Below are 24,104 nucleotides of genomic sequence, written 5' to 3'. Positions count from 1 at the left end.
TTACTAACTTGTCGTATATCCTAAGTTTCTTAGAGATTGGGATTTATTACAATAAGAAAAAAGCCCTATCTTTGGGACGAAAGAGGGGCTTTTTTCTTATTTTGCATCAAAATATTTCTAATTCTGCACCAGATAAGGGATTAGAGGTTCAGGACACCGTTGCGTATCGCCAGTTTTCGCCAAAACCACAGCGAAATAGTCCCGATTTTTCCGATTTGCGAAAGTTATAATTTTCGAAAAGTTTTCATTTTTTCGGATCTGCTACCAATAGACCTGTAAAACGCCAAATAACCCGATCAGAATATATGCCCTTTAGGCTTCCGATCGGGTTATTTAAGTCCAGAATCACAAAATATATTGGCTCAGATCGCGGTCCTGTGCAATTCCTGCGAGTTTCTCGCGCACATATTCCGGCGTGATCGTCATTTTCTCCAGCGTCAGCTCGGGCGCTTCAAAAGAGAGGTCCTCAAGCAGCTTCTCCAAAATGGTATGGAGTCTGCGCGCGCCGATGTTTTCCATGTTTTCGTTCACCGTCGCCGCAATCTTCGCGATCTCGCGGATCGCTTCGGGCGAGAAGTCGATTTCGAGGTTTTCCGTTTTCAGCAAATCCTTGTACTGTTTCGTGATCGCGTTTTTCGGCTCCGTCAAAATCGACACGAAATCGTCCAGCGACAAACTGTTCAATTCGACACGAATCGGGAAACGTCCCTGCAGTTCCGGGATCAAATCGGACGGCTTAGCGATGTGAAAAGCGCCGGCCGCGATAAACAGAATAAAATCGGTCTTTACGGGGCCGTATTTGGTCATGACGGTAGAACCTTCGACAATAGGAAGAATATCCCTCTGTACCCCTTCTCTGGACACGTCAGGGCCCGATCCTTTGCCTTGGCTGGCCACCTTGTCGATCTCGTCGATAAAAATGATGCCGGATTGCTCTGCGCGGTATACCGACTCGGAGATGACGTCGTCCATGTCGATCAGCTTGGTCGCCTCTTCCTGGATCAGCACCTTGCGCGCTTCCTTAATCGTAAGCTTGCGTTTTTTGGTCCGCTTCGGCAGCAGACTGCCGAACATTTCCTGAAGGTTCATTCCCATCTGGTCATTGCCCTGGCCTGCCAGCATATCCATCATCGTCGGCGTCGTGTCTTCCACGTCGATTTCGATCAGGTCGTCCTCCATGCTGCCGGAAAGCAGCTTGAATTTGACCTGGCGCCGGCGCTCCGCGATGGAGCCGTCCAGTTCCTTGTCTTCCTCCTGCTCCTGCGGATCCTGGCTTCCGTTTCCGAACAGCATTTCGAACGGATTGCGCTGGCTTTTGTTTTTGTTGATCCGTGGAACGAGAATTTTAACGATACGCTCGTTCGCAAGCTCCTCCGCGCGGTCCTTTACCTTTTCCGTCCGCTCGGCCTTCACCATCCGGATCGACGTTTCGATTAAATCGCGGACCATCGACTCCACGTCGCGGCCGACGTAACCGACCTCCGTAAACTTCGTCGCTTCGATTTTGACGAACGGCGCGTTGACCAGTTTGGCCAAACGTCTGGCGATTTCCGTTTTGCCTACGCCTGTAGGCCCGATCATCAAAATGTTCTTCGGCACGATCTCATCGCGGTCCTCATCGGGAAGAAGACTGCGGCGATACCGGTTGCGAAGGGCGACGGCTACGGATTTTTTGGCCTGTTTCTGGCCGACGATATATTTATCCAATTCGGCGACAATCTGTCTTGGCGTCATGTTCTGATTAACCATATTCATCCCCCTGTCCTTACAGCTCTTCCACGATGATATTTCCATTCGTATATACGCAAATTTCCGAAGCGATTTTCAGCGCCTCGCGCGCGATGTCCTTGGCTTCGAGATTCTGGGCATGGCGTTTCAACGCCCGGGCGGCCGACAAGGCAAAGCTGCCTCCCGACCCGATCGCGATCACGTCATCGTCGGGCTCAATGATTTCGCCGCCGCCGGAGATCAGCAGCATGCTGCTTTTGTCCATGACGATCATAAGCGCTTCGAGCTTGCGGAGCACGCGGTCCGATCTCCAGTCTTTGGCAAGTTCAACCGCTGCACGCTGCAGATTTCCATGGTGCTCTTCGAGTTTGCTTTCGAACTTTTCAAACAGCGTAATTGCGTCCGCCACGGAACCGGCAAAGCCGGCTACGACCTGCCCTCTGTAGAGCCGGCGTACCTTTTTGGCCGTTTGCTTCATGATCATGTTTTCGCCGAACGTCACTTGGCCGTCGCCCGCGATGGCGGCATTCCCGTTGTGGCGCACGGCGCAAATCGTCGTTGCGTGAAATGACATCTCCATATCCGTCAAGCCTCCTACTCTATACTTCCTGCCTCTGCTTTCGAAACGCCGTATTCTTTAACGAATTCGGCGATGCTGGCGAGCGCCCGATTGGCAAGCGCCTCGTTTTTTTCTTTTTTGTTGCGGATTTTTTTGTCCAGGGCGGGCAGCAAGCCGAAGTTCGCATTCATCGGCTGGAAATGTTTCGGATCGGCATTCGTGACATAATGGGCCATGCTGCCGATCGTACTGGTCTCGGGAAGGACGACGAGCTCTTCGCCTTTTGCCTTTCTCGCGGCGTTAATGCCCGCTATAAGCCCGGAAGCGGCCGATTCGACATATCCTTCCACCCCTGTCATTTGCCCGGCGAAAAACAGGTTTTCGTTCGTCTTAAGCTGATATGTAGGCTTAAGCAGGCGCGGGGAATTGATGAACGTGTTGCGGTGCATGACGCCGTACCGGACGAATTCGGCATTTTCGAGTCCCGGAATCATGGAAAACACGCGCTTCTGCTCGCCCCATTTCAAATGCGTCTGGAAGCCTACCAGGTTATAAAGCGTCCCTGCCGCATTATCCTGGCGCAGCTGCACCACCGCATACGGAAGTTCTCCCGTATGAGGGTTCACGAGGCCAACCGGCTTCATCGGGCCGAACAGCGCCGTCTGTTTGCCGCGTTTCATCATCACTTCGATCGGCATGCAGCCCTCGAAATAGATCTCTTTTTCGAATTCCTTCAGCTGCGCGACCTCGGCCGAAACCAGCGCGTCATAAAACGCGTTGAATTCCTCTTCGGTCATCGGGCAGTTCAAATAAGCGGCTTCGCCTTTGTCGTAACGGGAAGCCAGGTACACTTTGCTCATATCGATGGAATCTTTTTCGACGATCGGAGCTGCGGCATCGTAAAAATAAAAATACTCCTCGCCCATGAGCGCTTTGATCTCGGCTGAGAGAGAAGGCGACGTCAAAGGGCCTGTCGCAATGACAACGATCCCCTCTTCAGGTATATGCTGGATTTCTTCGTTTACGACCTCAATCAGCGGATGGTTGTGCAGAATGTCGGTAATGTCGCCGGAAAACCCGTCCCGGTCGACCGCTAAGGCGCCTCCGGCCGGAACCGCGTTTTTGTCCGCCGACTTCAAAATGATCGAGTCCAGCATCCGCATTTCTTCCTTAAGGACGCCGACAGCATTGGTTAAGCCGTTTGCTCTCAAAGAGTTGGTGCACACCAGTTCGGCAAACTTGTCCGTATGGTGGGCAGGCGTTTTTACGACCGGACGCATTTCGTATAATTTCACGGGAACGCCGCGGCTTGCGATCTGCCAGGCAGCTTCGCTGCCTGCCAGACCCGCGCCGATGACGGTTACCTGTTTGATTTCATTCAACTTTCATTACCTCCTACAGTTGCATACAACATGCTGTCAGACTGTTTCTTCTTCGTTTTCTTCGATCTCCTGGGTGTGATCGCAGGAGGTGCACTGCAGCTTGGCTCCCTGCTTGTTCCGTTTCTCCACCATCCACGAGCCGCATTTCGGGCACGGAACGCTGGAAGGGCGGTCCCAGGATACGAAATCGCATTCCGGATAACGATCGCACCCGTAAAAGATGCGTCCCTTTTTGCTTCGGCGTTCCACGACGTGTCCTTCCTTGCATTTGGGACAGGTCACGCCGATATCCTTGACGATCGGTTTCGTGTTTCGGCATTCCGGAAATCCCGAGCAGGCCAGAAACTTGCCGAACCGTCCCAGCTTGTATACCATCGGCCGGCCGCATTTGTCGCAAATTTCGTCGGAAACCTCGTCTTCGATTTCGATTTCCTTCATTTCTTCTTCGGCGACCTCGAGGCGTTTTTCGAAAGATTCGTAAAATTCCTTCAACACCTTTACCCAATCCTCGGAACCTTCCTCCACATGGTCAAGATCTTCCTCCATATGGGCGGTGAACTCGGCATCCAGAATTTCGGGAAAAAACTGCTCCATCTGTTCGATGACCAGCTCGCCAAGTTCGGTCGGTACGAACTTCTTGTCTTCGATCGCCACGTACCCGCGTTTCTGGATTGTTTCAAGCGTCGGCGCATACGTGCTCGGACGACCGATTCCAAGCTCTTCCATCGTGCGCACGAGACGCGCTTCGGTGTACCGCGGCGGAGGCTGTGTAAAATGCTGCTTCGGCTCGATTTCTTCCTTCTTCAGCTTATCGCCCGGCGCAAGCTCGGGCAAAAACTTCTCTTCCTCCGTGGTGCCGTCATCGTTTCCTTCGACATATACCTTCATGAAACCCGGAAAACGCACCTTGGAACCGGAAGCGCGGAATACCGCGGTACCGGCCGCAATGTCCACCGACAGCGTATCGAGCAGCGCGGAAGCCATCTGGCTGGCCACGAACCGCTCCCAGATCAGCTTGTAGAGGCGGAGTTGATCGCGGCTCATGTAAGCCTTGACGGACTCCGGATCGCGCAGCACCGATGTCGGGCGGATCGCTTCGTGCGCATCCTGCGCATTCGCCGCTTTTTTCGAATATTCGCGCGGGGATTCCGGAACGAAATCGCCGCCGAATTTTTCCTCGATGAAGGCTTTTGCTTCCTCCTGCGCGGATGCGGCGATTCTTGTCGAGTCGGTACGCATGTAGGTGATCAGACCGACGGTGCCTTCCTTGCCGAGTTCGACACCTTCATACAGCTGCTGGGCGACGGACATCGTCTTGGCTGCGCGGAAGTTCAGCTTGCGGGCAGCCTCCTGCTGAAGGGAGCTTGTCGTAAACGGCGGCGACGGATGCCGCTGGCGCTCCTTCTCCTTGACTTCCGCCACCTTGAAGGTGGCCCCTTTAATCGCCTTCAGAACTTCCTGAACGTCCTCTTCCTTCGAAAGCTCCTTCTTTTGCCCTTCAAGCTGATGAAACTTCGCTTCGAACACGGAGCTGCCCTTGGCAAGCTTGGCGGTGATGGACCAGTATTCTTCAGGGACGAAAGCGTTGATTTCGTTTTCGCGGTCGATGATGATTTTGACGGCAACCGATTGCACCCGTCCCGCCGACAAGCCCTTTTTGACTTTCTTCCATAATAATGGGCTGATCTTGTAACCAACCAAACGGTCCAAAATCCGCCTTGCCTGCTGGGCGTTCACCAGATCCATGTTGATTTTGCGCGGCGTTTTGAACGCGTCCTTGACGGCTTGCTTCGTAATTTCGTTGAATACGACCCGGCAGCTTTCCTTGCCGTCCAGCTCAAGCGCATGCGCCAAATGCCAGGCAATCGCTTCCCCTTCGCGATCGGGGTCGGCTGCGAGATAAACCTTTTTAACCTTTTTGCTGGCGTCTTTCAGCTCTTTGAGCACGGAACCTTTTCCGCGGATCGTAATATATTTCGGATTGAACTCGTTTTCTATTTCAACCCCGATTTGGCTCTTTGGCAAATCGCGAACATGGCCCATGGAAGCCTTTACGATAAATTTGTTGCCCAAGTATTTGCCGATCGTTTTCGCCTTGGCGGGCGACTCCACGATCACCAGTGAATCAGCCATCGGTTCATCCTCCTCTCCTACATTCAAAAGATTCGTTCGCTTTGATGCGATCCAAAATTTAAAAGTTGTCAGATCATCTTATATATAGCACCAGGCAATTGGGTAATCTGCTTTTTTATGATTAAAGATAACAGAACTGAATGCAAATGTCCAAAATCCCACCGGCTATGCTGCAGCAGTTCGTCCAGCGTGAACGGCCCCTGCTCCAGTATATGGTATAGTTCCAACTCATCCGTTGTCAAATGACCCGCTGCGCTTTCAGCCGCCTCTTTTGCCTGGCGTTCCCTATTGTATGTATTCTTATGCCCGTTTGGCAACCATGAATCGTATTCCTCCAAAACGTCGGCCGCGGAACAGGCCATTTTGGCTCCCTGGCGTATCAGATTGAGCGTTCCCCGGCATTTCGGCGAATTCGCCTGGCCGGGCACGGCAAACACGTCCCGTCCGGCATCCAGCGCCAGATCCGCCGTAATAAGCGACCCGCTCCATTCATCGGCTTCCACCACGATCGTACCCAGCGACAATCCCGCGATGATCCGGTTCCGCTGCGGAAACAATCCGGGATGGGGCCTTGTCCCCGGAGGATATTCCGTGACGACCAGGCCGTTTTCGGCAATTTTGGCAAAAAGCGATTTGTTTTCCGGGGGATATATGATATCCGCCCCTGTCGCCATGACGGCTATCGTTCCTCCTCCGCATAATAACGCAGCGTCGTGGCAAATGCTGTCGATTCCTCTGGCAAGTCCGCTTACGATCGCCAGCCCGCCGGCACATAACCCCTGCGCCAAATCCGCTCCCATTTTCCGCCCGTACGCGGTCGGCACCCTTGTCCCAACCATCGCCACCGACGGAACGTGCAGCAGACTGGCGTCCCCCATCGCATACAGCACCTGCGGAGGATCGGGGCTTTCCTTCAGCAACGCCGGAAAATGGTCGTCCAAAATGGTGATGATGCGGGTCCCCGATCGTTGCTCCTGTTGCTCCTGTTGTTCCTGTTGTTCCTGTTCCTCCTGTTTCCGCCGAACATAATCGACCGTTAATTCGTTCGCCAGCCGCTCCGACAATTCGACGGAAAAGCCGAAGTTTTCCCAATCCTTACTATTAAAATGGAACATCTCTTCCGTCAGCATGCCTTCCTTCATCAAACGGGCGATGCTCCTTCTGCCAAGCCCCTTAAACTCGTGCAAACCGATCAGCAGCCATCGCATATCCATCACGGATCACCCCAAACATCAAAATTTATAAACAAAAAAGCAACCTTTTATTCCCCTGGAGAGAAATAAAAGGTTGCTTACCTTTGAATCTATAATAACCCGATGCCGGATTAGTGTGTCAAGCATTTGTCCAGCAGGCCGCGTTCCTTCAAAACGTCGACCAGCGTGGAGCCCATTTCGGAAGGCGTTGGAGCGACCTTGATGCCGCACTCTTCCATCTTGGCGATTTTTTCTTTCGCCGTGCCTTTCCCGCCGGAAATGATGGCGCCTGCATGGCCCATGCGTTTTCCCGGAGGAGCGGTAACGCCGCCGATGAAGCCGACGACAGGTTTCGTCATGTTGTCGCGGATCCATTCCGCGGCCTCTTCTTCGGCCGTGCCGCCGATTTCGCCGATCATGATCACCGCGTAAGTATTCGGATCCTCGTTGAAGCGTTTCAGCACGTCGATAAATTCCGTCCCTTTGACAGGGTCGCCGCCGATGCCTACGGCCGTGGACTGCCCGATGCCGCGGGTCGTCAGCTGGTGAACGGCCTCGTACGTCAGCGTTCCGCTGCGGGATACGACGCCTACATGGCCAGGCGTATGGATATATCCCGGCATGATGCCGATTTTGCATTCGCCGGGCGTAATGACGCCAGGGCAGTTCGGTCCGATCAGGACGGTCTTTTTGCCTTCCATGTAACGGGAGACTTTAACCATGTCGAGCACCGGAATGCCTTCCGTAATGCAGATCACGAGATCCATTTCGGCTTCAACCGCTTCCATGATGGAGTCGGCGGCAAATGCCGGCGGTACGTAAATAACGCTCGCCGTTGCGCCCGTAGCCGCTTTGGCTTCGGCAACCGTATTAAACACGGGCAGGCTGACGGACGTTCCGTTTTCCAGCTCGATATCGACCGTTGTGCCGCCTTTGCCCGGCGAAGTGCCTCCAACCATTTGAGTTCCGTAATCAAGGGCTCCTTTTGCATGGAAAAGGGCGGTTTTCCCGGTGATGCCCTGGGTAATCACTTTTGTATTTTTATCGACCAAAATACTCACGATTCGTTCACATCCCCTAATCTTATTTAAAGGTCCTTATTTTACGAGCGAGACGATTTTTTGCGCGCCGTCGGCCATGGAATCGGCAGGAACGATGTTCAGGCCGGATTCGGCCAAAATTTTCTTGCCGAGATCCACGTTGGTGCCTTCCAGGCGCACAACCAGCGGACGGGTCAAGCCAAGCTGCTTCGCCGCTTCGACCACGCCTTCGGCGATGACGTCACAGCGCATGATGCCGCCGAAAATGTTGACGAAAATGCCTTTGACCTGCTCGTCGGAGAGAATGATTTTGAACGCTTCCGTTACCTTCTCCGTCGTTGCGCCGCCCCCAACGTCGAGGAAGTTGGCAGGGTCGCCGCCGTAGTATTTGATGATGTCCATCGTTGCCATGGCAAGCCCCGCGCCGTTAACCATGCAGCCGATGTTGCCGTCTAGGGCGATGTAGCTCAGGTCGTATTTGGACGCTTCGATTTCTTTTTCGTTTTCTTCATCCAGATCGCGAAGTTCTTGAATGTCCTTATGGCGGAACAATGCGTTGGAGTCAAAGTTAAGCTTGGCATCCAGCGCCATGACGTTGCCGTCGCCCGTTACCACCAGCGGGTTGATCTCTGCGATCGAGCAGTCTTTATCCACGAAAGCCGTATAAAGGGCCATCATAAATTGAACGGCTTTGTTTACCAGTTCTTTAGGGATGTTGATGGCATAGGCGAGTCTGCGCGCTTGGAATACCTGCAGTCCTACGGCCGGATCAACCACTTCTTTGAAAATTTTCTCCGGAGTTTTTGCAGCCACTTCTTCGATCTCCGTACCGCCTTCTTCCGAACCCATCATAACGACGCGGCCAGTCGCACGGTCAACGACGACGCCCACGTAATATTCCTTTCGGATATCGCAGCCTTCTTCGATCAAAAGGCGTTTCACTTCCTTGCCTTCCGGGCCTGTCTGATGCGTAACGAGAACCTTGCCGAGAATTTCTTCGGCATAAGCGCGGACTTCGTCAAGGTTTTTCGCAACTTTGACGCCGCCTGCCTTACCGCGTCCGCCGGCATGGATTTGAGCTTTGACGACCGTGACCTGGCTGCCCAGCTCTTTTGCCGCTTCGACGGCTTCTTCCACCGTATAAGCGACCTTTCCGTTCGGAACGGCAACCCCATACTGCTTCAATACCTGTTTTCCTTGATATTCATGGATATTCATTTACGGAATCCTCCTATCAACATGACTGCTACAAGGCGGGTTTTTCTCTTGGAAAATAATATAAACCCAAGCTATTGTACCATGTTTTTAAAACGCTTACCTTAATAAACTGAAGGAATATCGACAGCTTTTTGATATCGGTTTAATCCGTTTCAGAGAATGTTTGGAATTTATTTACATTTAATTCGGTTTTGAATTCCTTTCTTCTGCCATTCAGCCCTGATCGGATAAATGAAAAACGCTTTCTGCCGCTTTGCTTCTGAAACCTCTGATGTCCCCGCCTGCCGCTTTCCTAGCATTGTTAACATCATCTCATGGATTCAGTATTACCGCATTTCAAGGGAACGCAAAATGGCCGTTGCATCCAAGAAAACATGACCACTGAAGCAAACATTTGTCGAATGACTCTCATGGTTTTCGGCAAACGTTATGTTATTAAAATGTGATCTTGAATCATTTCTTGAACTCCAACGGCCTCTACCGTTTACCTGTTAAAATGGTTCATAATCCAACCATGAATCCCCCATAACCTTCTTTCGGAAAAGGTTGTATCAATGAGAGCATAATGCAAGCCATTCTTAAAATGTCAAATTCAGAAGGCTTCCTTAAATCGCCGTCTTAATTCAAGTAGATCGCGTATTTAGCATCCATCAGAAAAATCCGTTCCGAATACCCGTTATCATCAAACGTAGCTGAAATAACGTAGGTATTGTGTGCCTCGTCTTCATTCTTAGGTAGATCATTGATCAGGAATTTTTCATCTTTCGCATTATAAACATAATCCAAATTCCTTCCCGATTCGCTCTTTGTATGTTGATCTCCATACAGTTTCTCAATTTTCTCTTTGAGCATTCCGGTTTCGGCGCCGCGCGCTGTCTTGTAAACGCCTTTCGAATCAGAAGTAAGTATGATTCCAGCTACGGTATCATTTCTGTAAAATAGGCTTACCCCCTGAGGATATTCAACCGCATTTAATATTTCGGATTTTGAACCGCTCCCCAATATTTCCTCGGCTTCCGCCCTACTCATTCCGTATTTCACCTTTTTACCACTGTCATCTTTAACGATTGCCATATCATCCTGAGAGAACTTATCCGAAAACTTCCCGGCGCTGCAGGCGCTAGTCATGATCATGAAAACCGCAAACAATATTGCAAGCTTTTTCATTCATATCCTCCTCGTGCCGTTGCCATTTTCCTAAGTTTACCATAGGTGTTATAGGCAGCCAATTCCAAGTTGAGGACCGCTGATAGAAGCGGCCGCCATTCATGACGATTTATTCCGCTTGGTCATTTCCTTCGTAGAGCTCTGAAATAACCTGTACGGGCGCCCTTCAGCGATAACGAAAAAATAATATTGATTTGTTGAGATTCTAGACTACCGTTTCGTTTTGGGGACGGTCCAAATTCCGGTATTGGATGGCTTCGGCGACGTGGGAGGACGATATGCGGTCCTTTCCGTCCAGGTCGGCGATGGTTCGGGAAAGCTTTAGTATCCGGTCGTAAGCGCGCATGCTCAAACCCAGTGCCTCGATCGTTTGATGAAGCATGTCGGCGGTATCCGAATCCAGCTTCGTAAACCGCCGCAGCGCGGTCCCGGCCAGCTCGCTGTTCCAGCTGATCTGGAGCTTTTCGTAACGTTGTATTTGTCTTTCATGCGCTTCCAGAACCTGGGCGCGCATTTCCGCCGAGGAAAGGCTGAACTTCTCCCTCGTCCACTCCCTTGGCCTCGGCACATCGACCTGAAGATCGATCCGATCCAGCAGCGGTCCGGAAATCTTCGAACGGTACTGCGCGATTCTTGACGGGCTGCATATGCAAGGATGGCCGGGATGTTCGCTGCCCAGGTAACCGCAAGGGCAGGGATTCATCGAGGCCGCCAGCATGAATCTCGCAGGGAAGGTATGTACCGCCCTCGCCCGGCTGATCGTTACGCATTTGTCTTCCAGCGGTTGGCGCAGCACCTCCAGCACTTGGCGATTAAATTCCGGCAGCTCGTCGAGAAACAGGATTCCGCGGTGGGCAAGGCTGACTTCCCCCGGCTTCGGAATCGTTCCCCCGCCGATCAAACCGCCGCTTGAAATGGTATGGTGCGGGGAGCGGAACGGCCGGGTTCGAAGCAGACCCGCCGCCGGTTCCTTCAGCTTCCCTGCCGCACTGAAAATTTTTGTCGTCTCCAGCGCCTCCTGCTCCGTCATGGGCGGCAGAATGGTCGGAAGGCGTTTGATCAGCATCGTTTTCCCGGTTCCCGGCGGACCGATCAGCATAATGTTATGCATGCCGGCGGCGGCGATTGTCAGCGCCCTCTTTACGTGATGCTGTCCGAGCACATCGGCATAATCTTCCGCCTGGTGCACTTGTTGGTCGGGGTGAAGGCCCCTTTTAAATCGCAAACCCTCCAAAGATATAATACGAAGCGGGCTGTTTTTATCCGAGGCTGCCAGACCGGCTTCCTTTTGCCCCAGAGCCAGCAGCTCATTCAAATGCCCGATTGCATAAATATTCATATTTTCGATTAGAGCGGCTTCCGCCGCATTATCCTTCGGAAGCAGGACGGCGGAAAACCCCTCCCTTTTGGCGCGGTCGACCATCGGCAACACGCCCGTTACCGGCCGCAGGCTCCCGTCCAGCGCCATTTCCCCGATCAGCAGCAGCTTTTCCTCCTGGGGCAGGATAAGCTGTCCGCTCGTGCACAGTATGCCGAGGGCGATGGCCAGATCAAAGGCGGAGCCTTCTTTGCGCAAATCGGCAGGTGCCAGGTTGATCGTCGTCCGCTGCAGAGGGAAGGTGAAACCGCAGTTTTTGATTCCTGCCCGGACGCGTTCCACCGCTTCCCTGATCGCCGAATCAGGCAAACCGATGATCGACGTTTGGGGCAGACCGTTCGAGATATCGACCTCAACCTGTATAAGAACCCCGTCGATTCCGTATAAACATGCACTGTACATTTTTCCGTACATACGACAAAAGCACCCTTTCTAACAGATCGTTTCGCTGCAATCGTATAGCAGCAACGTTCCTGTCGAAAAAAGGTGCTTCCTTATTTTCGAATATCGATATGATCAAATTGTAAAATTGCGGCAGAAAAAAGTCAAGGCATCGGATTCGCCTCGCAACCCGCATTCAAAAAGCCCCTTCGATATGCTGAAGCGACACGGCGTTCCAAGCCGCATCCAGTTCAATCGCGACCACGTCAAACCGAAGCTCCCGCTCCTCCAGCTGTTTATAATGCAAATAGGTCGACGCGATGCCGCGAACCCGGCGGATTTTGCGGTAATCGACCGATTCGGCCGCCGTGCCGTAGCGGCTGCCGCTCCGGCTCCGGACTTCGACGATGACCAGCAGACGGCCGAGCTCGGCGACAATATCCAGCTCCCCGCCGCGGCAGCGCCAATTGCGGTCTTTAATGGCATAACCCAGCCCAACCAAATAGTCGCAGGCAGCCTGTTCGGCTGCAGCTCCTTTATCCCGCCGGTTATCCTTTTCCCTCGTCATTCCTTCAGCCATTCCCTCTCCCTTTCCCGTGCCAAGCGGTCTGTCCGGTAAATATAGCTTAGCACCTCCGCAACAAGCTGATAAAGCTCGGGAGGAATCTGCTGGTCCAAATCCAGCTTGGACAGCACCTCCACCAGCGCCGCGTCCTCCTGAACGGGGACGCCGTGCTCTTTGGCTTTTTCCAGGATCGCCTCGGCGACCTTTCCCCGGCCTTTGGCGGCCACCACGGGCGCCGCGGCTTCTCCCGGGCTATATTTCAAGGCTACCGCCTTTTTCATCGAATAGGGCGGTTCCTGTCCATTTTCGTTCATACCCGAAAATCCACCCCTCTATAGCGTTGGGGAACATAATCGCTGACCGCTGCATTGGCCGCGAAACCGGACTCCGAATCGGTTTCTTTCACCGGCATCGGCTCCGCCTTTAGGGTCAGCAGCTGGTATCCGATCGACTCGATCGCTCCGGAGATGTCTTCCCTGTAGTTTTCCAGCAGCTCCCCGGCCCAATCGTGGGCGTTGTGCACTTTTAAGCTGACGATCCGGTCGACGACCTGCACATCCACAAGCGTCTGGCCCAGATGTTTCATTTGCAGGTCAAACCATAACCGGCAGTTGGAGGCATCCAGCTCGCCTTTGGCTCCCCGGCGGGACTGGATTTGAACCGACGCCGTTTCTTGCCCGTCCGGACCGTTCAGCGGCAGCATCAGCGTCACCTGGGCAAAAGGCGCGGTCCGGTCCGTGTTCAGCAGCAGCTGCTGCCCGGTCAAATGGGAAACCAGCTGCTGCGCCGCTTCTTTCAGCTGCGGCGGCGTATCGTCATGGCTTAGCAGCTGCAGCAAAACGCCCTTCAGCGTGTCCTGCTGCGTACCTGCGCCCTGCAGGGCATGCTCGGCGCGGGTCCCGGCCGTCTCGAGGGCCGGGACCTGCGCGGCTGCCGGAAGATGTACACCGGCAGCCACCGGGCGGGCCTGCTGCCCTTGCACGGCCGGAGCCGAAGCGTCGGCCGCCGGCGGCTGCAGGCCCGCCCCGCCCGCGCTAGCGGACGCGGGCGGCTTCACGGCGGCGGCACCTGCCGCGCCGCCGCCCGTTGCGGGCCCCGGCCCAGCCGGGCCCGCTTCCGGCGCCGCACCCTGGCCGATGGCCGGTGCGGCGCCTCCCGGCCGCGCGCCTTGCGCCGCGGCCGCCGTTTGCGCGGGCGGCATCGCCCCGCGCACGCCCTGCTGCTCGTGCTCCGCACCGAGCAGCTTCAAAAGCCGCCCGACCCACGGCTCCGCGCCGTGGGTCTTTGGCTGCTCCGGCGCCGCTTGGCTGCCGGAGCCCATCGGCGCCGCCGACTCTTGCGGCGGCGCCATTCCCGCGGCCGGCGCTCCAGCGGAGCCGGCCGCGCCGCCGCCCTGGAGCGAAGCCAGGGCGGGCGCCGCGCGCAGCTGTCCAAGCACCTGCTGCAGCTTGGCCAGCAGCGGGGGCAGGCCTGGATCGCCTTCGGCCGCTCCCGCCTTCAACGCTGCCGTTCCGCCGTTCTCGAGGCCGGCCGCCGTGCCTTTTGCCTGAGAAGCAGGGTTTGTCCCTTCCTTTGCCTCCGCAGGCGTAAAAATGCCGTCAGATGCGGCAGCCGAAGCGGCCTGATGACCGCCACCCGCCGCCGGTCCCGCCGCGGGTTTGCCTTGCCCTGATGCGGCCAACGCCTCTTCCAGCCGCGTTTCGAGCGCGGCCAGCAGCTCGTGAACCTGGGGGCCAAACACCGCCTGCTGCAGCCCGCGGACGCTTTCCCCCGTCACGGGCAAACCCCGCTGCAGCGCAATCGCGGCGGCTTGAACCCATTCCGCGACCGGAACGGAGGCAGGCTTTTGCTGCAGCATCCGGCTGAACAGCTCGGCATTTTCCTTTGTCAGCGGCACGCCGCTTGCCTGCATCGCCTGAATCATGGCCCGGTTGTCGTCCGTATCCGCCAGCCCGAGCGCATTCAGCACGTCGGCAACCGATTTTGACGGCAGCGACGAATAAGGCGAATCGGACAACGGCTTCAAAACGGTCATCCCGCCGGCCGTAGGCGGCTGCACTTGCAAAAGCGTCGCCTGGCCTGCCTGCAGCGGCGTTTCGAGCACCGCCCTTACCTTGACTCCCTGAATCTGTACGACGGCTTCCTGGCCGTCTTCCGAGACGCTGAGCACCATGCCTCTGACCACCTGGCCGGTTTTCATCTCCAGCTGCCTGGCTTCCCCCGGTTTAGTGTCGCCAAGCAGGCCGCGAATCAACGAACCGATATTCACGCCGCTTCCTCCTTCAATCATGAGAACCCTTTTTTCTATATATCGGCGCCGGCCTCCCGGCTGTGAAGCATCGCCTTAAAACAAGGTTTCCTGCACGACCTCCAGATTTTTCAAAAAGCTGCGCCGGTGCATCGGCGTCGGACCCAAGGCAAGAATTTGCTCGCGGTGAAATTTGGTGGCGTAACCTTTATGTATCGCGATTCCGTATTCGGGATACCTTGCTTCCCATTCCCCTTTGCAAAGCCGGTCCCGCGTCACCTTGGCGATAATCGATGCCGCCGCAATGGACTGGCTGGTCGCGTCTCCTTTGATGATCGAAAGCTGCGGCAGGTCCACATCGACCTTTTCCGCATCGATGAACAGCATGTCCGGGGCCACGGCCAGCCCGAGAACCGCCCTTTTCATCGCCAGCCTGGCCGCCTGCTTGATGTTGATCCGGTCGATCGTCTCCGCGTCCGCATAACCGACCGATACGTCCACCGCCTGTTCCATAATTTGTTCAAACAGCGCTTCGCGTTTTTTCTCGCTCAATTTTTTCGAATCGTCTACGCCTTCCAATACCAGACCGGCGGGAAGGATGACGGCTGCGGCGACCACATCCCCAAACAAGCAGCCGCGCCCGACTTCGTCGATGCCCGCGATATATTGATAGGATTGTTCCCAATGCTCTTTTTCATGCTTCAACAAGTCCGTCATGTTGTTCCTCCTGCTCCCACGGACGGTTTCCCCGTCTCCCAAGCTTCCATTCTAAAATATTATACTTGATCCGCAGCCAGGGCGCATGACTTTTACGGCATTTTCCATTATTCTGCTGCGATTCGCATGCCGCCGGTTTTGGGCTTCGCCGTTATCGGCGGCTTTGCCGGGGACTTCGCCCCGGATCGTCCCGAGCCCGGTTTCGTTTGATTCGAAGCGGGTACCGCCCCCATTTTCATCAGCGCGATCAAACTTTCGGGATCGTTGTCCGCGCCGCCGGCATTAAGGCGATATCCGTTTAATCCGCCCGGCCGGTTGATGCCCGGCATCACCGTGAAGGTCACCTGCATATCGAGCTCCTTGCATATGCGCAGCAGCGAAGGCGAAAACACCCCGTAAGGGAAAGCGATCACTTGCATCGTGTTGCCTAGCTTTTCGCGCAAAACGGCATTGGCCTGTTCCAAATCCCGCCGCACGCGCGCGGCGTATTCCCCTTGCGTTTCCTTGCGGCCAAGCTGCGCGTTCCAGACCGGTCCCCTTAATACCGCCTTCGAACGCTTTCCGGCGGCATCCAAAGGCGCATACCTATGCGAATCGAAGGAATGGCTGTAAAAATCGACGCCGTTGGCATGCATCTCCCGCACCTGCTCCCAGTCCAGCTTCGGAATGCCGGCATGTTTCGGATTGCCGACCGTATTGACGATCAGAAAACTTGTCGCAGGCACATGGTACTTGAGAAGCAGCGGGTACGCGTATTCGTAAAACGACTCGTAGCCGTCGTCGAAGGTCATCAGCACCGCGTTGGGAGGCACCGGACTGCCATGCAACACAAACGCCGCGTATTGCTTCATCGTAATCCATTGAAATCCGCTTTCTTTCATCAAGCTCAACTGCCGCTCAAACTTGACGACATCGAGGCTCTGCCTGTCTTTCTGGCCGGGCGTCACCTCATGATACATCAGCGCGATGACCTTATCGCGGTAATAAATCCGGGCCGGGTGTTCCTGTTGAAATGACGTGTCCTGAAGCGTCATCGCGCTTTTTCCAGCAGCGGATTCCGCTCGGGCCGCAGCCGGTCCGGTTCCCGTTTGCCCTTCCGTCCCGTTCGTCGCCACGCGGGGTTCCGGCAGGGCGGCCGCAGTCGCTGCCCTTCCATGCGGCGCGGATGCATGATCTCCGGCTCCGAAGCTCCAGACCAGCATTCCGCTTACTCCCGCGAACATCACTGCCGCAACTATGGCACCCGCTCCTGCATAGATCCGCCGTTTCCGCTTCAAACGCCTCTCCCCTTATGCTTCAGACTCGCAATTCAGATGGCTATATCGCCAAATTTCCGCCATTCACCTTTCTTCCGGTTCCCGCAGATGGAATCGCCTTTGATTTTATATATTAAGAAAACCGTCTATCGATGCCCCCCTAAAAAACCAGACCGTATTTGCAATCCCCCCCACAACTCCCATGCCTGGCTTCGAAACGGATTCAGCTACTATGCAGAGCTCCCGGAACTTGGATTTCAAAAAAAAGAGCCAACCGTTTGGTTGACTCGCTTCAACGCAAAAAGCCGCCTTCCGGCGGCCTGCGTTATTTTCGTTTCAATATGGCGATTCGAGGGAAAAACGGCCCATTTTGCCTGCCCGCAGCTCCCGCAGCAGCGTTCTCGAAGCCTTTTCCAGATCGACCCGTCCCCCGCTGACCAGGCAGCCGCGCTTGCGGCCGACCGCTTCCATGATGGCCACGATTTCGTCGCTGTCATCCGGGTTATGCGGGGTGTTCTCGTCCAGCTCAAAGCGTTCCCGGAACGCATCCCAATAATAGCCGACCAAATATTTCACGGCGAAAAAAGCAATGTCCTCGGCGTTCAGGATCTCCTCTTTGATCGCCCCCGTGACCGCCAGCTTGTAGCCGACGTTCTGGTCTTCGAATTTCGGCCATAAAATGCCCGGCGTATCCAAAAGCTCGATTTCGCCGCCGACCTTGATCCACTGCTGGCCTTTGGTCACCCCCGGACGATCGCCCGTCGCGGCGATGCTGCGTCCGGCCAGCCGGTTGATGAGCGTCGATTTGCCGACGTTCGGAATGCCGACGATCAGCGCCCGGATCGCCCGCGGATTCATGCCTTTGGCGATTTGCTTGTCGATTTTTTCCTTCAGCAGCAGCTTCAGCTGGCCCGGGATATCCTTCACGCCGGTTCCGGTCGAGGCGTCGACCGGGAATGCTGTATGTCCCTGCTCCTTGAAATAATTTTGCCATTCCCTGGTGACCGCGGCATCCGCAAGATCCGCTTTGTTCATGATGATCAGCCGCGGTTTGCCCTGCAGTATTTCGTCAATCATCGGATTGCGGCTGGACAGCGGAAGACGCGCATCGATCAGCTCGATGACCACGTCGATCAGCTTCAGCTTTTCCTGTATTTGGCGGCGCGCTCGTGTCATATGACCTGGAAACCATTGAATCGTCACCGTCATCACCTCATTTTTGCCTACAACCAGCCGCTAGACCGGTGGATGGTTTAATGTTTGATCAATTGAACGTCTTTGATCGGCCAGAAAATCAAATCCGCGCGCCCGACGATATCGCTCAGCGGCACATATCCGATCATCCGGCTGTCCGTACTGTCGGAACGGTTGTCGCCCATCACGAAGACATGGCCCTCCGGCACCTTCCCGTCCGGGAACGCGCTGTTCGGAAAGTCCTTGTCATTATACAGTTTGCCCTCTTTATGGCTCTCGTCAATCGCACCCTGTATGTAGGTTTCATTGACCGGTTTCCCGTTGACCGTCACCGTATCGCCTTCGACCTTGACGGTGTCGCCCGCGACGGCGATGACCCGCTTGATGAAATCCTTGCCTTCGGAAGGCACATGGAACACAATGACTTCTCCGCGTTGCGGCTTCCGGATGTCGTATAGAATTTCGTTTACGATCAGCCGTTCACCCGTATGGAAGTTCGGCTGCATCGACGGCCCGTCCACGATAAACGGTTTAAAGAGAAGCCAGCGGATGAGAGCCACCAGAATAAGAGCAATCACGATTGCTTTTAGCCATTCCACAACTTCATTTTTCGCTTTTTTGGGCGGTTTCTGATCCTGCTCCTGCAACTCCGCCCCGTCATTCTGAATGTCCTGCTGCATACGTCACCGTCCTCTCCTCGCATCATCTTTTTCATGAGCTTGCGCGCATTTTCATTTTTTGCCGAAAAGAAAAGCTCCTATACGGAGCCGTAACATTTCTTATCCTAAAACGAAAAGGGCTTGAAATCAAGCCCTTTACGCTGCACCGCATATTAACGGCGAATTTCTTTAATTCTTGCTGCTTTACCGCGAAGTTCACGAAGATAATAAAGCTTCGCACGACGCACTTTACCACGGCGAGCCACTTCGATTTTCTCAATTTTTGGCGAGTTGATCGGGAACGTTCTTTCCACACCAACACCGTAAGAAATTTTACGAACCGTAAAAGTCTCACTGATTCCGCCACCGCGACGTTTAATAACAACACCTTCGAACAACTGGATACGTTCGCGAGATCCCTCGATTACCTTAACGTGCACTTTCAAAGTGTCGCCAGGACGAAAACTTGGGATATCTTTACGAAGCTGTTCTTGAGTGATCGCTTGTAGGATATTCATCTAGGACTCCCTCCTTCCGTACAGGTGTTCTTGCCTCTTCCGGAAAACCCTCTGTTCTCCTTCATCATCCGCAGCGGACCACCGTATTCCACACAACAGCGTTAATTGTATCATATCCGCATCGGCGTTTGCAACAATAAATTGAACAAGCCTTCCGGCGAAGTTTCGGCTCTTCGTTGCGAATCAAAAAGCCGCGGTTTCCGCTTCGCTTCATCTAATGCCTAAAATTGTTCCGCCCAGCGACTGAGACTGCCGCCAGAGCCGTTGTTCATCCAAGCTTCATCGTCGTCAAAAAAATTTTAACGTTTTGCCAAAAACCTCTTGAAATTTGCCGGATAATTCATAAAATAAATCTAACGTTAAAAATATTTTATCATTAATAAAAGTTGAATGGAGTTGTGAACATGGGGGAAACGGTTCTGGTTCAATCACAGCCGAGGCAGGGCATCCGGGCATTGCGCGCACACCCGTCTTATCTGATCATGATCGCCGCAAAAATCATTTCGCGTTTTGGGGATTCGGTCGATTCGATCGCGTACAGCTGGATGGTTTACATGCTGACCGGCTCGGAAGTGCTGATGGGGACGTTGTTTGCGGTCAATTTCATCCCGGGCATTGCCCTCAGCCCTTTTACCGGCGTACTGGTGGACCGTTGGTCCAAGAAAAAAGTCGTCATCGTCGCCGGGACCGGGAGGGGCGCCACCGTTACGTTAACCGCACTGCTTTATTTTACGGGCCATCTTGAGGCTTGGCATTTGTTCGTGTTTACTGTGCTGAACTCCACTTTTGAATGTTTTTCGACTCCGGCCGAGATGTCACTGGTTCCCAGGCTGCTGCCCAAGGAGCTGCTGCTGACGGGCAACTCGTTGACCTCCTCCGTCTCCCGGACCGCGGAGCTTGGCGGAATGGCCGCCGCAGGCGGACTCATCGCCTTTGTCGGCATTTCCGGCACGATGGTGATCGATGCCGCGACTTTTTTGATCGAAGCGCTGCTGTTTTTCTTCATTCGGCCCAATCCGGCGGAAAAGCCTGCGGATGAACCGCACGGAGATACCGAAGAGGACAGCCGAAGCTCGTATTGGAAACAATTTTTGTCCGGCCTGCGGTTCGTCGGAAAAAAACGGCTGATTCTGCTGACCATGCTGGCGGGCGCTTTCGTGAACCTTTGCCTTTGTCCGTGGAACGTGCTTCAGCCCGTCTATGTGAAGGAAGTGCTGCATGCCGGACCGTTCGGGCTCAGTTTGCTCGGCATTACGCTCGTGGTCGGCATGATTTTGAGCGGCCTTTGGATCAGCCAAAAGGGAAACCGCTACAAAAAAAGCACCCTGATCGTTTTTGGCTTCCTGCTGCTTGGGGTGACCTACAGCCTGCTTTATTTTCCGGCGTTTATCGCCAAATATCCGCTTTATGCAGCCTCCTTGTTCAGCTTCGGCATGGGCTTTGCCATCTCGTTCGTAAACACGCCGATATCGACGTATACGATGGAGGTTACGCCGCAGAACATGCTTGGGCGCATCGGGGCTTTGTCCGGCATGATCGCGACGTGCACCATCCCTCTCGGCGGCGTCATCGCCGGTTTTGCCGGCAGCTGGATGAGCACAAACACGGTATTTCTCGTTTTCGGGTTGCTGATGATCTTGCCGGGACTGGCGCTTCTGACGCAAAAAAGTTTTATGAGCCTGTAAATCGCCGGCGCCCGCACCTCCATCCTGCCTCAAGCGGAAACATCGGCCCCGGAATATGCGCCGTTTTGAACAAACATGCTTTGTGCTTTATCCATTCGGGCTATATAATAGTCTTATTGGCAAAATACGCTGAACGTAAATGCATGAAATAATGAGGTGCGATTGTATTGGAAACGAAGGAACTTAGCACGATTGAGGAAATCCGGATTTATTCCGACCCCTACCGGATGAAAATATTAAGCCATTTCCAGCGGATGGATCACCCCGCGACCATTAAGGAAATTGCCGACGACATGGGCGAGATTCCGGCCAAGGTATACTACCACGCCAAAAAGCTGGAAAGCATCGGACTGCTCCAATTGGTAAGCACCAAAGAAATCAACGGCATCAACGCCAAATATTACGAACCGTTCAAAGGGGCGGTGCGGATCAAACGCGACGACGGCGCGGACGAAGCCGCAAAAAAGATTTTTATATCGGAGACGCAAAAGCTCCTATCGGATTTGTACGAGGATAACAAGCAGCGATTTTTAAAAGCTCAAACGCTGGATAAACCCCACAGCAATTTGACCAATTCCGAGGTGTATTTGACCGAAGAGGAAGCGAAGGAATTTTTCGAAAAAATCAATCGGTTCTTGGAAGAGCATCATAAACGGAAACATCCGGACCAGGTCAAATACAGCATTTTTACGACGATTACCAAGTGGATGGAAGACTAAACCGGATATGCGGCGACAAAACGCAACCCCCTCGGCATGCTGCCAAGGGGGTTGTCCTATTATCCACGTTTTGATATCGTTCGGGGACCTTACTGCTTCAAGTCTTTTTTAGCCAGATCGTAGCCCTTCCATACGGTAAATCCGAGTTTTGCGTAAAAATCGATCAATCCGGTCCAGTCGATCACGAGGTTGTTTACGCCGCGGCCGGCCAGCTCTGCTACCCCGTCTTTCACGATCGCAAGGCCGTAGCCTTTTCCGCGGAAACGGTCGTCAACCCCCAGCGGGCCGATCCCGCCCAACGGGCCGTCAAACAGCGGCGCCCAGTACGTATTTTGGGCAATCAGCGGCGATTTGTCGTCATTCACCCTGCAGAAACCGATCATTTCTTCGCCCTTGAACAGCCCTACAAACTCCCTGCCTTCGCCTCCGCGCTCCCAATATGTTTCCGCCTCGTAAAGCCAGCGTCCGGGGAAGCAGCGTTTGAAAAAGCGCAGCATTTCTTCACGGTCCTTGGCTTCGAGCAGGCGGGCATAAGCCCCTTCGGCATATTGCTGGCGTCCTTCGTGTTCCCCCGACCGATTGACCAAATCATAGACGTCGTACAATACTTCGTATCCCCGGCGCGCAAACCATGCCTTGGCCTCAGGCAGCTCATGCGGAATTCCAGGAAAATAGTGCCACGGGTCCCGGCCGACGTAGGCCAGCTTCGCGCCCGCTTCTTGCAGCGCCCGTTCGGCCTGCTCCAACAGCGAGCTGCCGACGCCCTGCCCCCTTGCATCGCTGCGGACTACAATCGCCTGAATCCAACCTCCGCCGTCGCCAAGCGTCATTTCGCGCTGCCGCTCCCGCCACAATTTCGCAATGACGAAACCCGCCAACCGTCCCTCGTCATCGACTGCAAGCCTGGAGCCTTCAACGTACATGTTTTGATCCTGAAACGTATTTTGCCGCATCAGCTGCTCGCGCATCGGGAAAAGTCCGCCAAGCTCCCGGTTCCAAAGCTCGCACATCGAAGCCAGCCAATCCTCATGAAGCGGTATGAATTTCACGTTAAGTCCTCCCGAAAATCAGAATAATATTTCATAAATAGGATATTAAAATAAAATTTTATTTCATATTGAAATTATATTGGATATCCCTCTATACTTCAACCTATTTGCGGTAATTCACATATGCCGGATGTTCGGCTTATCTGCAAGGTATTTACATCCGCAGCCGTGTTTGAACACGACGACGGCGCCCAGCGACCGTTCATAAGACATCCCCATCATCTCCTTCGTTATTTTAGGATGCCGCAAGGTCCTTCTGGACTTTGGGATCCGTTTAGCTCATAATAGTGACAACTATTGTCATGATCAAAAAATCTTTTAAAAAACGGATCGGGGTATCCGAATATCCCGTCAAATCCGATGGAGAAAAACGATGTCCAAATCCAAAAGACTGATGGAGCTTATGATGGCCGTTAACCGGAAGCGCCGCTTTACCGTCAAGGAGCTGGCTTCCGATTTCGGCGTATCGCCCAGGACGATCCTGCGCGATTTGCAGGAGCTGAGCGAGCTGGGCGTGCCTTTATATTCGGAAGTCGGGCCTCACGGCGGATATCGGGTGCTGAACGAAAGAATGCTGCCTCCGATTGCGTTTACAGAAGAAGAAGCGGTATCGGTCTTTTTTGCCGTTCATGCGCTCCGCCATTATACGTCCCTGCCGTTTGCAGCGGAATCTTCCTCGGCGCTGAAAAAGTTTTACCACTACATGCCGGAGGACACGCAGGATCGCATCGACCAGATGAAACAACGCATCGATTTCGTCACGCCAAAAAGGCAGGCGGCTTCCCCGCATCTGGCCATGCTGCTGGATGCGGCGATCCGCCAGCAGGTCCTGAAGATCGAATACGCCTCCCGGGAAAAGCGGTCCCAGCGCGACATCCAGCCGATCGGCATCTACACGAGAAACGGGTTATGGTATTGTCCCGCGTATTGCTATCAAACCGACGGCTTCCGCGTCTTCCGGTGCGACCGGATCCGTTCGGCCTTTCCTTCGGAAACGCCGCCCCGGGACCTTCGCCATATCCAATTCGAAAACCGCGAGCCGGCACACCGCTCGGATCAGCATTGCATCCCCCTGTTGGCCGAGTTGACCCCTGTCGGGGTTCAGATTTGCGAAGCGGAACCTTGGGCCGAACCGATGCTTCATAGGCGGGAGGACGGCAGCGGCTGGCTTGAAGGAAACATGCCGGAAAACGAACTGGATTTTTTTGCGAAGTTTATGATCGGATTAGGGGATGAAGCCGAATTAAAAGGCGCTCCGGAGCTCCGGCTGCACATCCGAAAGGTTCTCGATGGCCTTATGACCAAATACGGGTAA

Annotated in this window: 21 protein-coding genes; 3 read left to right on the top strand and 18 right to left on the bottom strand. The window is 54.2% G+C overall.

The annotated features are described in order from the left end of the window. Positions 1 to 345: 345 nt before the first annotated feature. The 17 genes from hslU to rplS all read right to left on the bottom strand — a co-directional run bounded on the left by hslU (position 346) and on the right by rplS (position 19,336). Positions 346 to 1,749, bottom strand: a complete 1,404-nt coding sequence (hslU, locus tag RJP21_RS13045) for an ATP-dependent protease ATPase subunit HslU (RefSeq protein ID WP_160037370.1) — start codon at positions 1,747 to 1,749, stop codon at positions 346 to 348. A 16-nt stretch (positions 1,750 to 1,765) separates the two neighbouring features. Then, positions 1,766 to 2,308: an ATP-dependent protease subunit HslV gene (hslV, locus tag RJP21_RS13040; protein ID WP_310859653.1), complete on the bottom strand. Its 543-nt coding sequence runs from the start codon at positions 2,306 to 2,308 to the stop codon at positions 1,766 to 1,768. Positions 2,309 to 2,322: 14 nt separating this feature from the next. After that, positions 2,323 to 3,669, bottom strand: a complete 1,347-nt coding sequence (gene trmFO / locus RJP21_RS13035; RefSeq protein ID WP_310859652.1) for an FADH(2)-oxidizing methylenetetrahydrofolate--tRNA-(uracil(54)-C(5))-methyltransferase TrmFO — start codon at positions 3,667 to 3,669, stop codon at positions 2,323 to 2,325. Between the two features lie 36 nt (positions 3,670 to 3,705). Next, the gene (gene topA / locus RJP21_RS13030) at positions 3,706 to 5,802 is read right to left on the bottom strand and encodes a type I DNA topoisomerase (protein WP_310859651.1); all 2,097 of its coding nucleotides are present in this window, start codon (positions 5,800 to 5,802) and stop codon (positions 3,706 to 3,708) included. Between the two features lie 68 nt (positions 5,803 to 5,870). Then, positions 5,871 to 7,016 carry a DNA-processing protein DprA gene (gene dprA, locus RJP21_RS13025; RefSeq protein ID WP_310859650.1) on the bottom strand — a complete coding sequence of 382 codons (1,146 nt, stop codon included), beginning with the start codon at positions 7,014 to 7,016 and terminating at the stop codon, positions 5,871 to 5,873. A gap of 110 nt (positions 7,017 to 7,126) precedes the next feature. Then, positions 7,127 to 8,056, bottom strand: a complete 930-nt coding sequence (sucD, locus tag RJP21_RS13020) for a succinate--CoA ligase subunit alpha (RefSeq protein ID WP_160037365.1) — start codon at positions 8,054 to 8,056, stop codon at positions 7,127 to 7,129. Between the two features lie 36 nt (positions 8,057 to 8,092). Continuing rightward, the gene (sucC, locus tag RJP21_RS13015; RefSeq protein WP_160037364.1) at positions 8,093 to 9,253 is read right to left on the bottom strand and encodes an ADP-forming succinate--CoA ligase subunit beta; all 1,161 of its coding nucleotides are present in this window, start codon (positions 9,251 to 9,253) and stop codon (positions 8,093 to 8,095) included. A 618-nt stretch (positions 9,254 to 9,871) separates the two neighbouring features. Further along, positions 9,872 to 10,420 carry a hypothetical protein gene (locus tag RJP21_RS13010; RefSeq protein WP_310859649.1) on the bottom strand — a complete coding sequence of 183 codons (549 nt, stop codon included), beginning with the start codon at positions 10,418 to 10,420 and terminating at the stop codon, positions 9,872 to 9,874. 205 nt (positions 10,421 to 10,625) lie between these two features. Next, positions 10,626 to 12,212, bottom strand: coding sequence for a YifB family Mg chelatase-like AAA ATPase (locus RJP21_RS13005; protein ID WP_310859648.1), 1,587 nt, complete (start codon positions 12,210 to 12,212; stop codon positions 10,626 to 10,628). Between the two features lie 163 nt (positions 12,213 to 12,375). Beyond that, positions 12,376 to 12,759, bottom strand: coding sequence for a YraN family protein (locus RJP21_RS13000; RefSeq protein WP_310859647.1), 384 nt, complete (start codon positions 12,757 to 12,759; stop codon positions 12,376 to 12,378). Beyond that, a complete protein-coding gene (locus tag RJP21_RS12995; RefSeq protein ID WP_160037361.1) occupies positions 12,744 to 13,058 on the bottom strand; it encodes an EscU/YscU/HrcU family type III secretion system export apparatus switch protein in 315 nt (104 codons plus the stop codon). The genes RJP21_RS13000 and RJP21_RS12995 overlap by 16 nt, the downstream gene beginning before the upstream one ends. Beyond that, positions 13,055 to 15,013 (bottom strand): hypothetical protein, encoded by a 1,959-nt coding sequence (locus RJP21_RS12990; protein ID WP_310859646.1) that lies wholly within the window; start codon positions 15,011 to 15,013, stop codon positions 13,055 to 13,057. The genes RJP21_RS12995 and RJP21_RS12990 overlap by 4 nt, the downstream gene beginning before the upstream one ends. Positions 15,014 to 15,088: 75 nt before the next feature. Next, the gene (locus RJP21_RS12985) at positions 15,089 to 15,709 is read right to left on the bottom strand and encodes a ribonuclease HII (RefSeq protein ID WP_310859645.1); all 621 of its coding nucleotides are present in this window, start codon (positions 15,707 to 15,709) and stop codon (positions 15,089 to 15,091) included. A 107-nt stretch (positions 15,710 to 15,816) separates the two neighbouring features. Continuing rightward, positions 15,817 to 16,986 (bottom strand): polysaccharide deacetylase family protein, encoded by a 1,170-nt coding sequence (locus tag RJP21_RS12980; RefSeq protein ID WP_310859644.1) that lies wholly within the window; start codon positions 16,984 to 16,986, stop codon positions 15,817 to 15,819. Between the two features lie 315 nt (positions 16,987 to 17,301). After that, a complete protein-coding gene (ylqF, locus tag RJP21_RS12975; protein WP_160037357.1) occupies positions 17,302 to 18,168 on the bottom strand; it encodes a ribosome biogenesis GTPase YlqF in 867 nt (288 codons plus the stop codon). Positions 18,169 to 18,218: 50 nt separating this feature from the next. After that, a complete protein-coding gene (gene lepB, locus RJP21_RS12970) occupies positions 18,219 to 18,839 on the bottom strand; it encodes a signal peptidase I (protein ID WP_160037356.1) in 621 nt (206 codons plus the stop codon). A 152-nt stretch (positions 18,840 to 18,991) separates the two neighbouring features. After that, a complete protein-coding gene (gene rplS, locus RJP21_RS12965) occupies positions 18,992 to 19,336 on the bottom strand; it encodes a 50S ribosomal protein L19 (protein ID WP_127599436.1) in 345 nt (114 codons plus the stop codon). A 404-nt stretch (positions 19,337 to 19,740) separates the two neighbouring features. Here rplS and RJP21_RS12960 point away from each other — a divergent pair, with 404 nt between their 5' ends. Further along, the gene (locus RJP21_RS12960; protein WP_310859643.1) at positions 19,741 to 21,021 is read left to right on the top strand and encodes an MFS transporter; all 1,281 of its coding nucleotides are present in this window, start codon (positions 19,741 to 19,743) and stop codon (positions 21,019 to 21,021) included. Positions 21,022 to 21,188: 167 nt separating this feature from the next. Then, entirely contained in the window at positions 21,189 to 21,740 is a 552-nt protein-coding gene (locus tag RJP21_RS12955; protein ID WP_236575318.1) for a winged helix-turn-helix domain-containing protein, read from the top strand. A gap of 89 nt (positions 21,741 to 21,829) precedes the next feature. Here the strand turns inward: RJP21_RS12955 and RJP21_RS12950 are convergent, their stop codons facing one another. Next, a complete protein-coding gene (locus RJP21_RS12950; protein WP_310859642.1) occupies positions 21,830 to 22,789 on the bottom strand; it encodes a GNAT family N-acetyltransferase in 960 nt (319 codons plus the stop codon). A 373-nt stretch (positions 22,790 to 23,162) separates the two neighbouring features. Between RJP21_RS12950 and RJP21_RS12945 the strand changes: the two genes are divergently transcribed. Further along, positions 23,163 to 24,104, top strand: coding sequence for a helix-turn-helix transcriptional regulator (locus tag RJP21_RS12945; protein ID WP_310859641.1), 942 nt, complete (start codon positions 23,163 to 23,165; stop codon positions 24,102 to 24,104).

This window comes from Paenibacillus sp. VCA1 (assembly GCF_031583795.1).
In the GTDB taxonomy this organism is placed as follows: domain Bacteria; phylum Bacillota; class Bacilli; order Paenibacillales; family Paenibacillaceae; genus Paenibacillus_AQ; species Paenibacillus_AQ albilobatus.
This window is presented reverse-complemented; position numbering and strand designations above follow the sequence as displayed.

Excerpts from the sequence above, each read along its gene's own strand:
- hslU (WP_160037370.1), bottom strand. The coding sequence starts at position 1,749 with ATGGTTAATCAGAACATGACGCCAAGACAGATTGTCGCCGAATTGGAT.
- hslV (WP_310859653.1), bottom strand. The coding sequence starts at position 2,308 with ATGGAGATGTCATTTCACGCAACGACGATTTGCGCCGTGCGCCACAAC.
- topA (WP_310859651.1), bottom strand. The coding sequence starts at position 5,802 with ATGGCTGATTCACTGGTGATCGTGGAGTCGCCCGCCAAGGCGAAAACG.
- dprA (WP_310859650.1), bottom strand. The coding sequence starts at position 7,016 with ATGGATATGCGATGGCTGCTGATCGGTTTGCACGAGTTTAAGGGGCTT.
- sucC (WP_160037364.1), bottom strand. The coding sequence starts at position 9,253 with ATGAATATCCATGAATATCAAGGAAAACAGGTATTGAAGCAGTATGGG.
- RJP21_RS13010 (WP_310859649.1), bottom strand. The coding sequence starts at position 10,420 with ATGAAAAAGCTTGCAATATTGTTTGCGGTTTTCATGATCATGACTAGC.
- RJP21_RS13005 (WP_310859648.1), bottom strand. The coding sequence starts at position 12,212 with ATGTACGGAAAAATGTACAGTGCATGTTTATACGGAATCGACGGGGTT.
- RJP21_RS13000 (WP_310859647.1), bottom strand. The coding sequence starts at position 12,759 with ATGGCTGAAGGAATGACGAGGGAAAAGGATAACCGGCGGGATAAAGGA.
- RJP21_RS12995 (WP_160037361.1), bottom strand. The coding sequence starts at position 13,058 with ATGAACGAAAATGGACAGGAACCGCCCTATTCGATGAAAAAGGCGGTA.
- RJP21_RS12985 (WP_310859645.1), bottom strand. The coding sequence starts at position 15,709 with ATGACGGACTTGTTGAAGCATGAAAAAGAGCATTGGGAACAATCCTAT.
- lepB (WP_160037356.1), bottom strand. The coding sequence starts at position 18,839 with ATGCAGCAGGACATTCAGAATGACGGGGCGGAGTTGCAGGAGCAGGAT.
- rplS (WP_127599436.1), bottom strand. The coding sequence starts at position 19,336 with ATGAATATCCTACAAGCGATCACTCAAGAACAGCTTCGTAAAGATATC.
- RJP21_RS12960 (WP_310859643.1), top strand. The coding sequence starts at position 19,741 with ATGGGGGAAACGGTTCTGGTTCAATCACAGCCGAGGCAGGGCATCCGG.
- RJP21_RS12945 (WP_310859641.1), top strand. The coding sequence starts at position 23,163 with ATGTCCAAATCCAAAAGACTGATGGAGCTTATGATGGCCGTTAACCGG.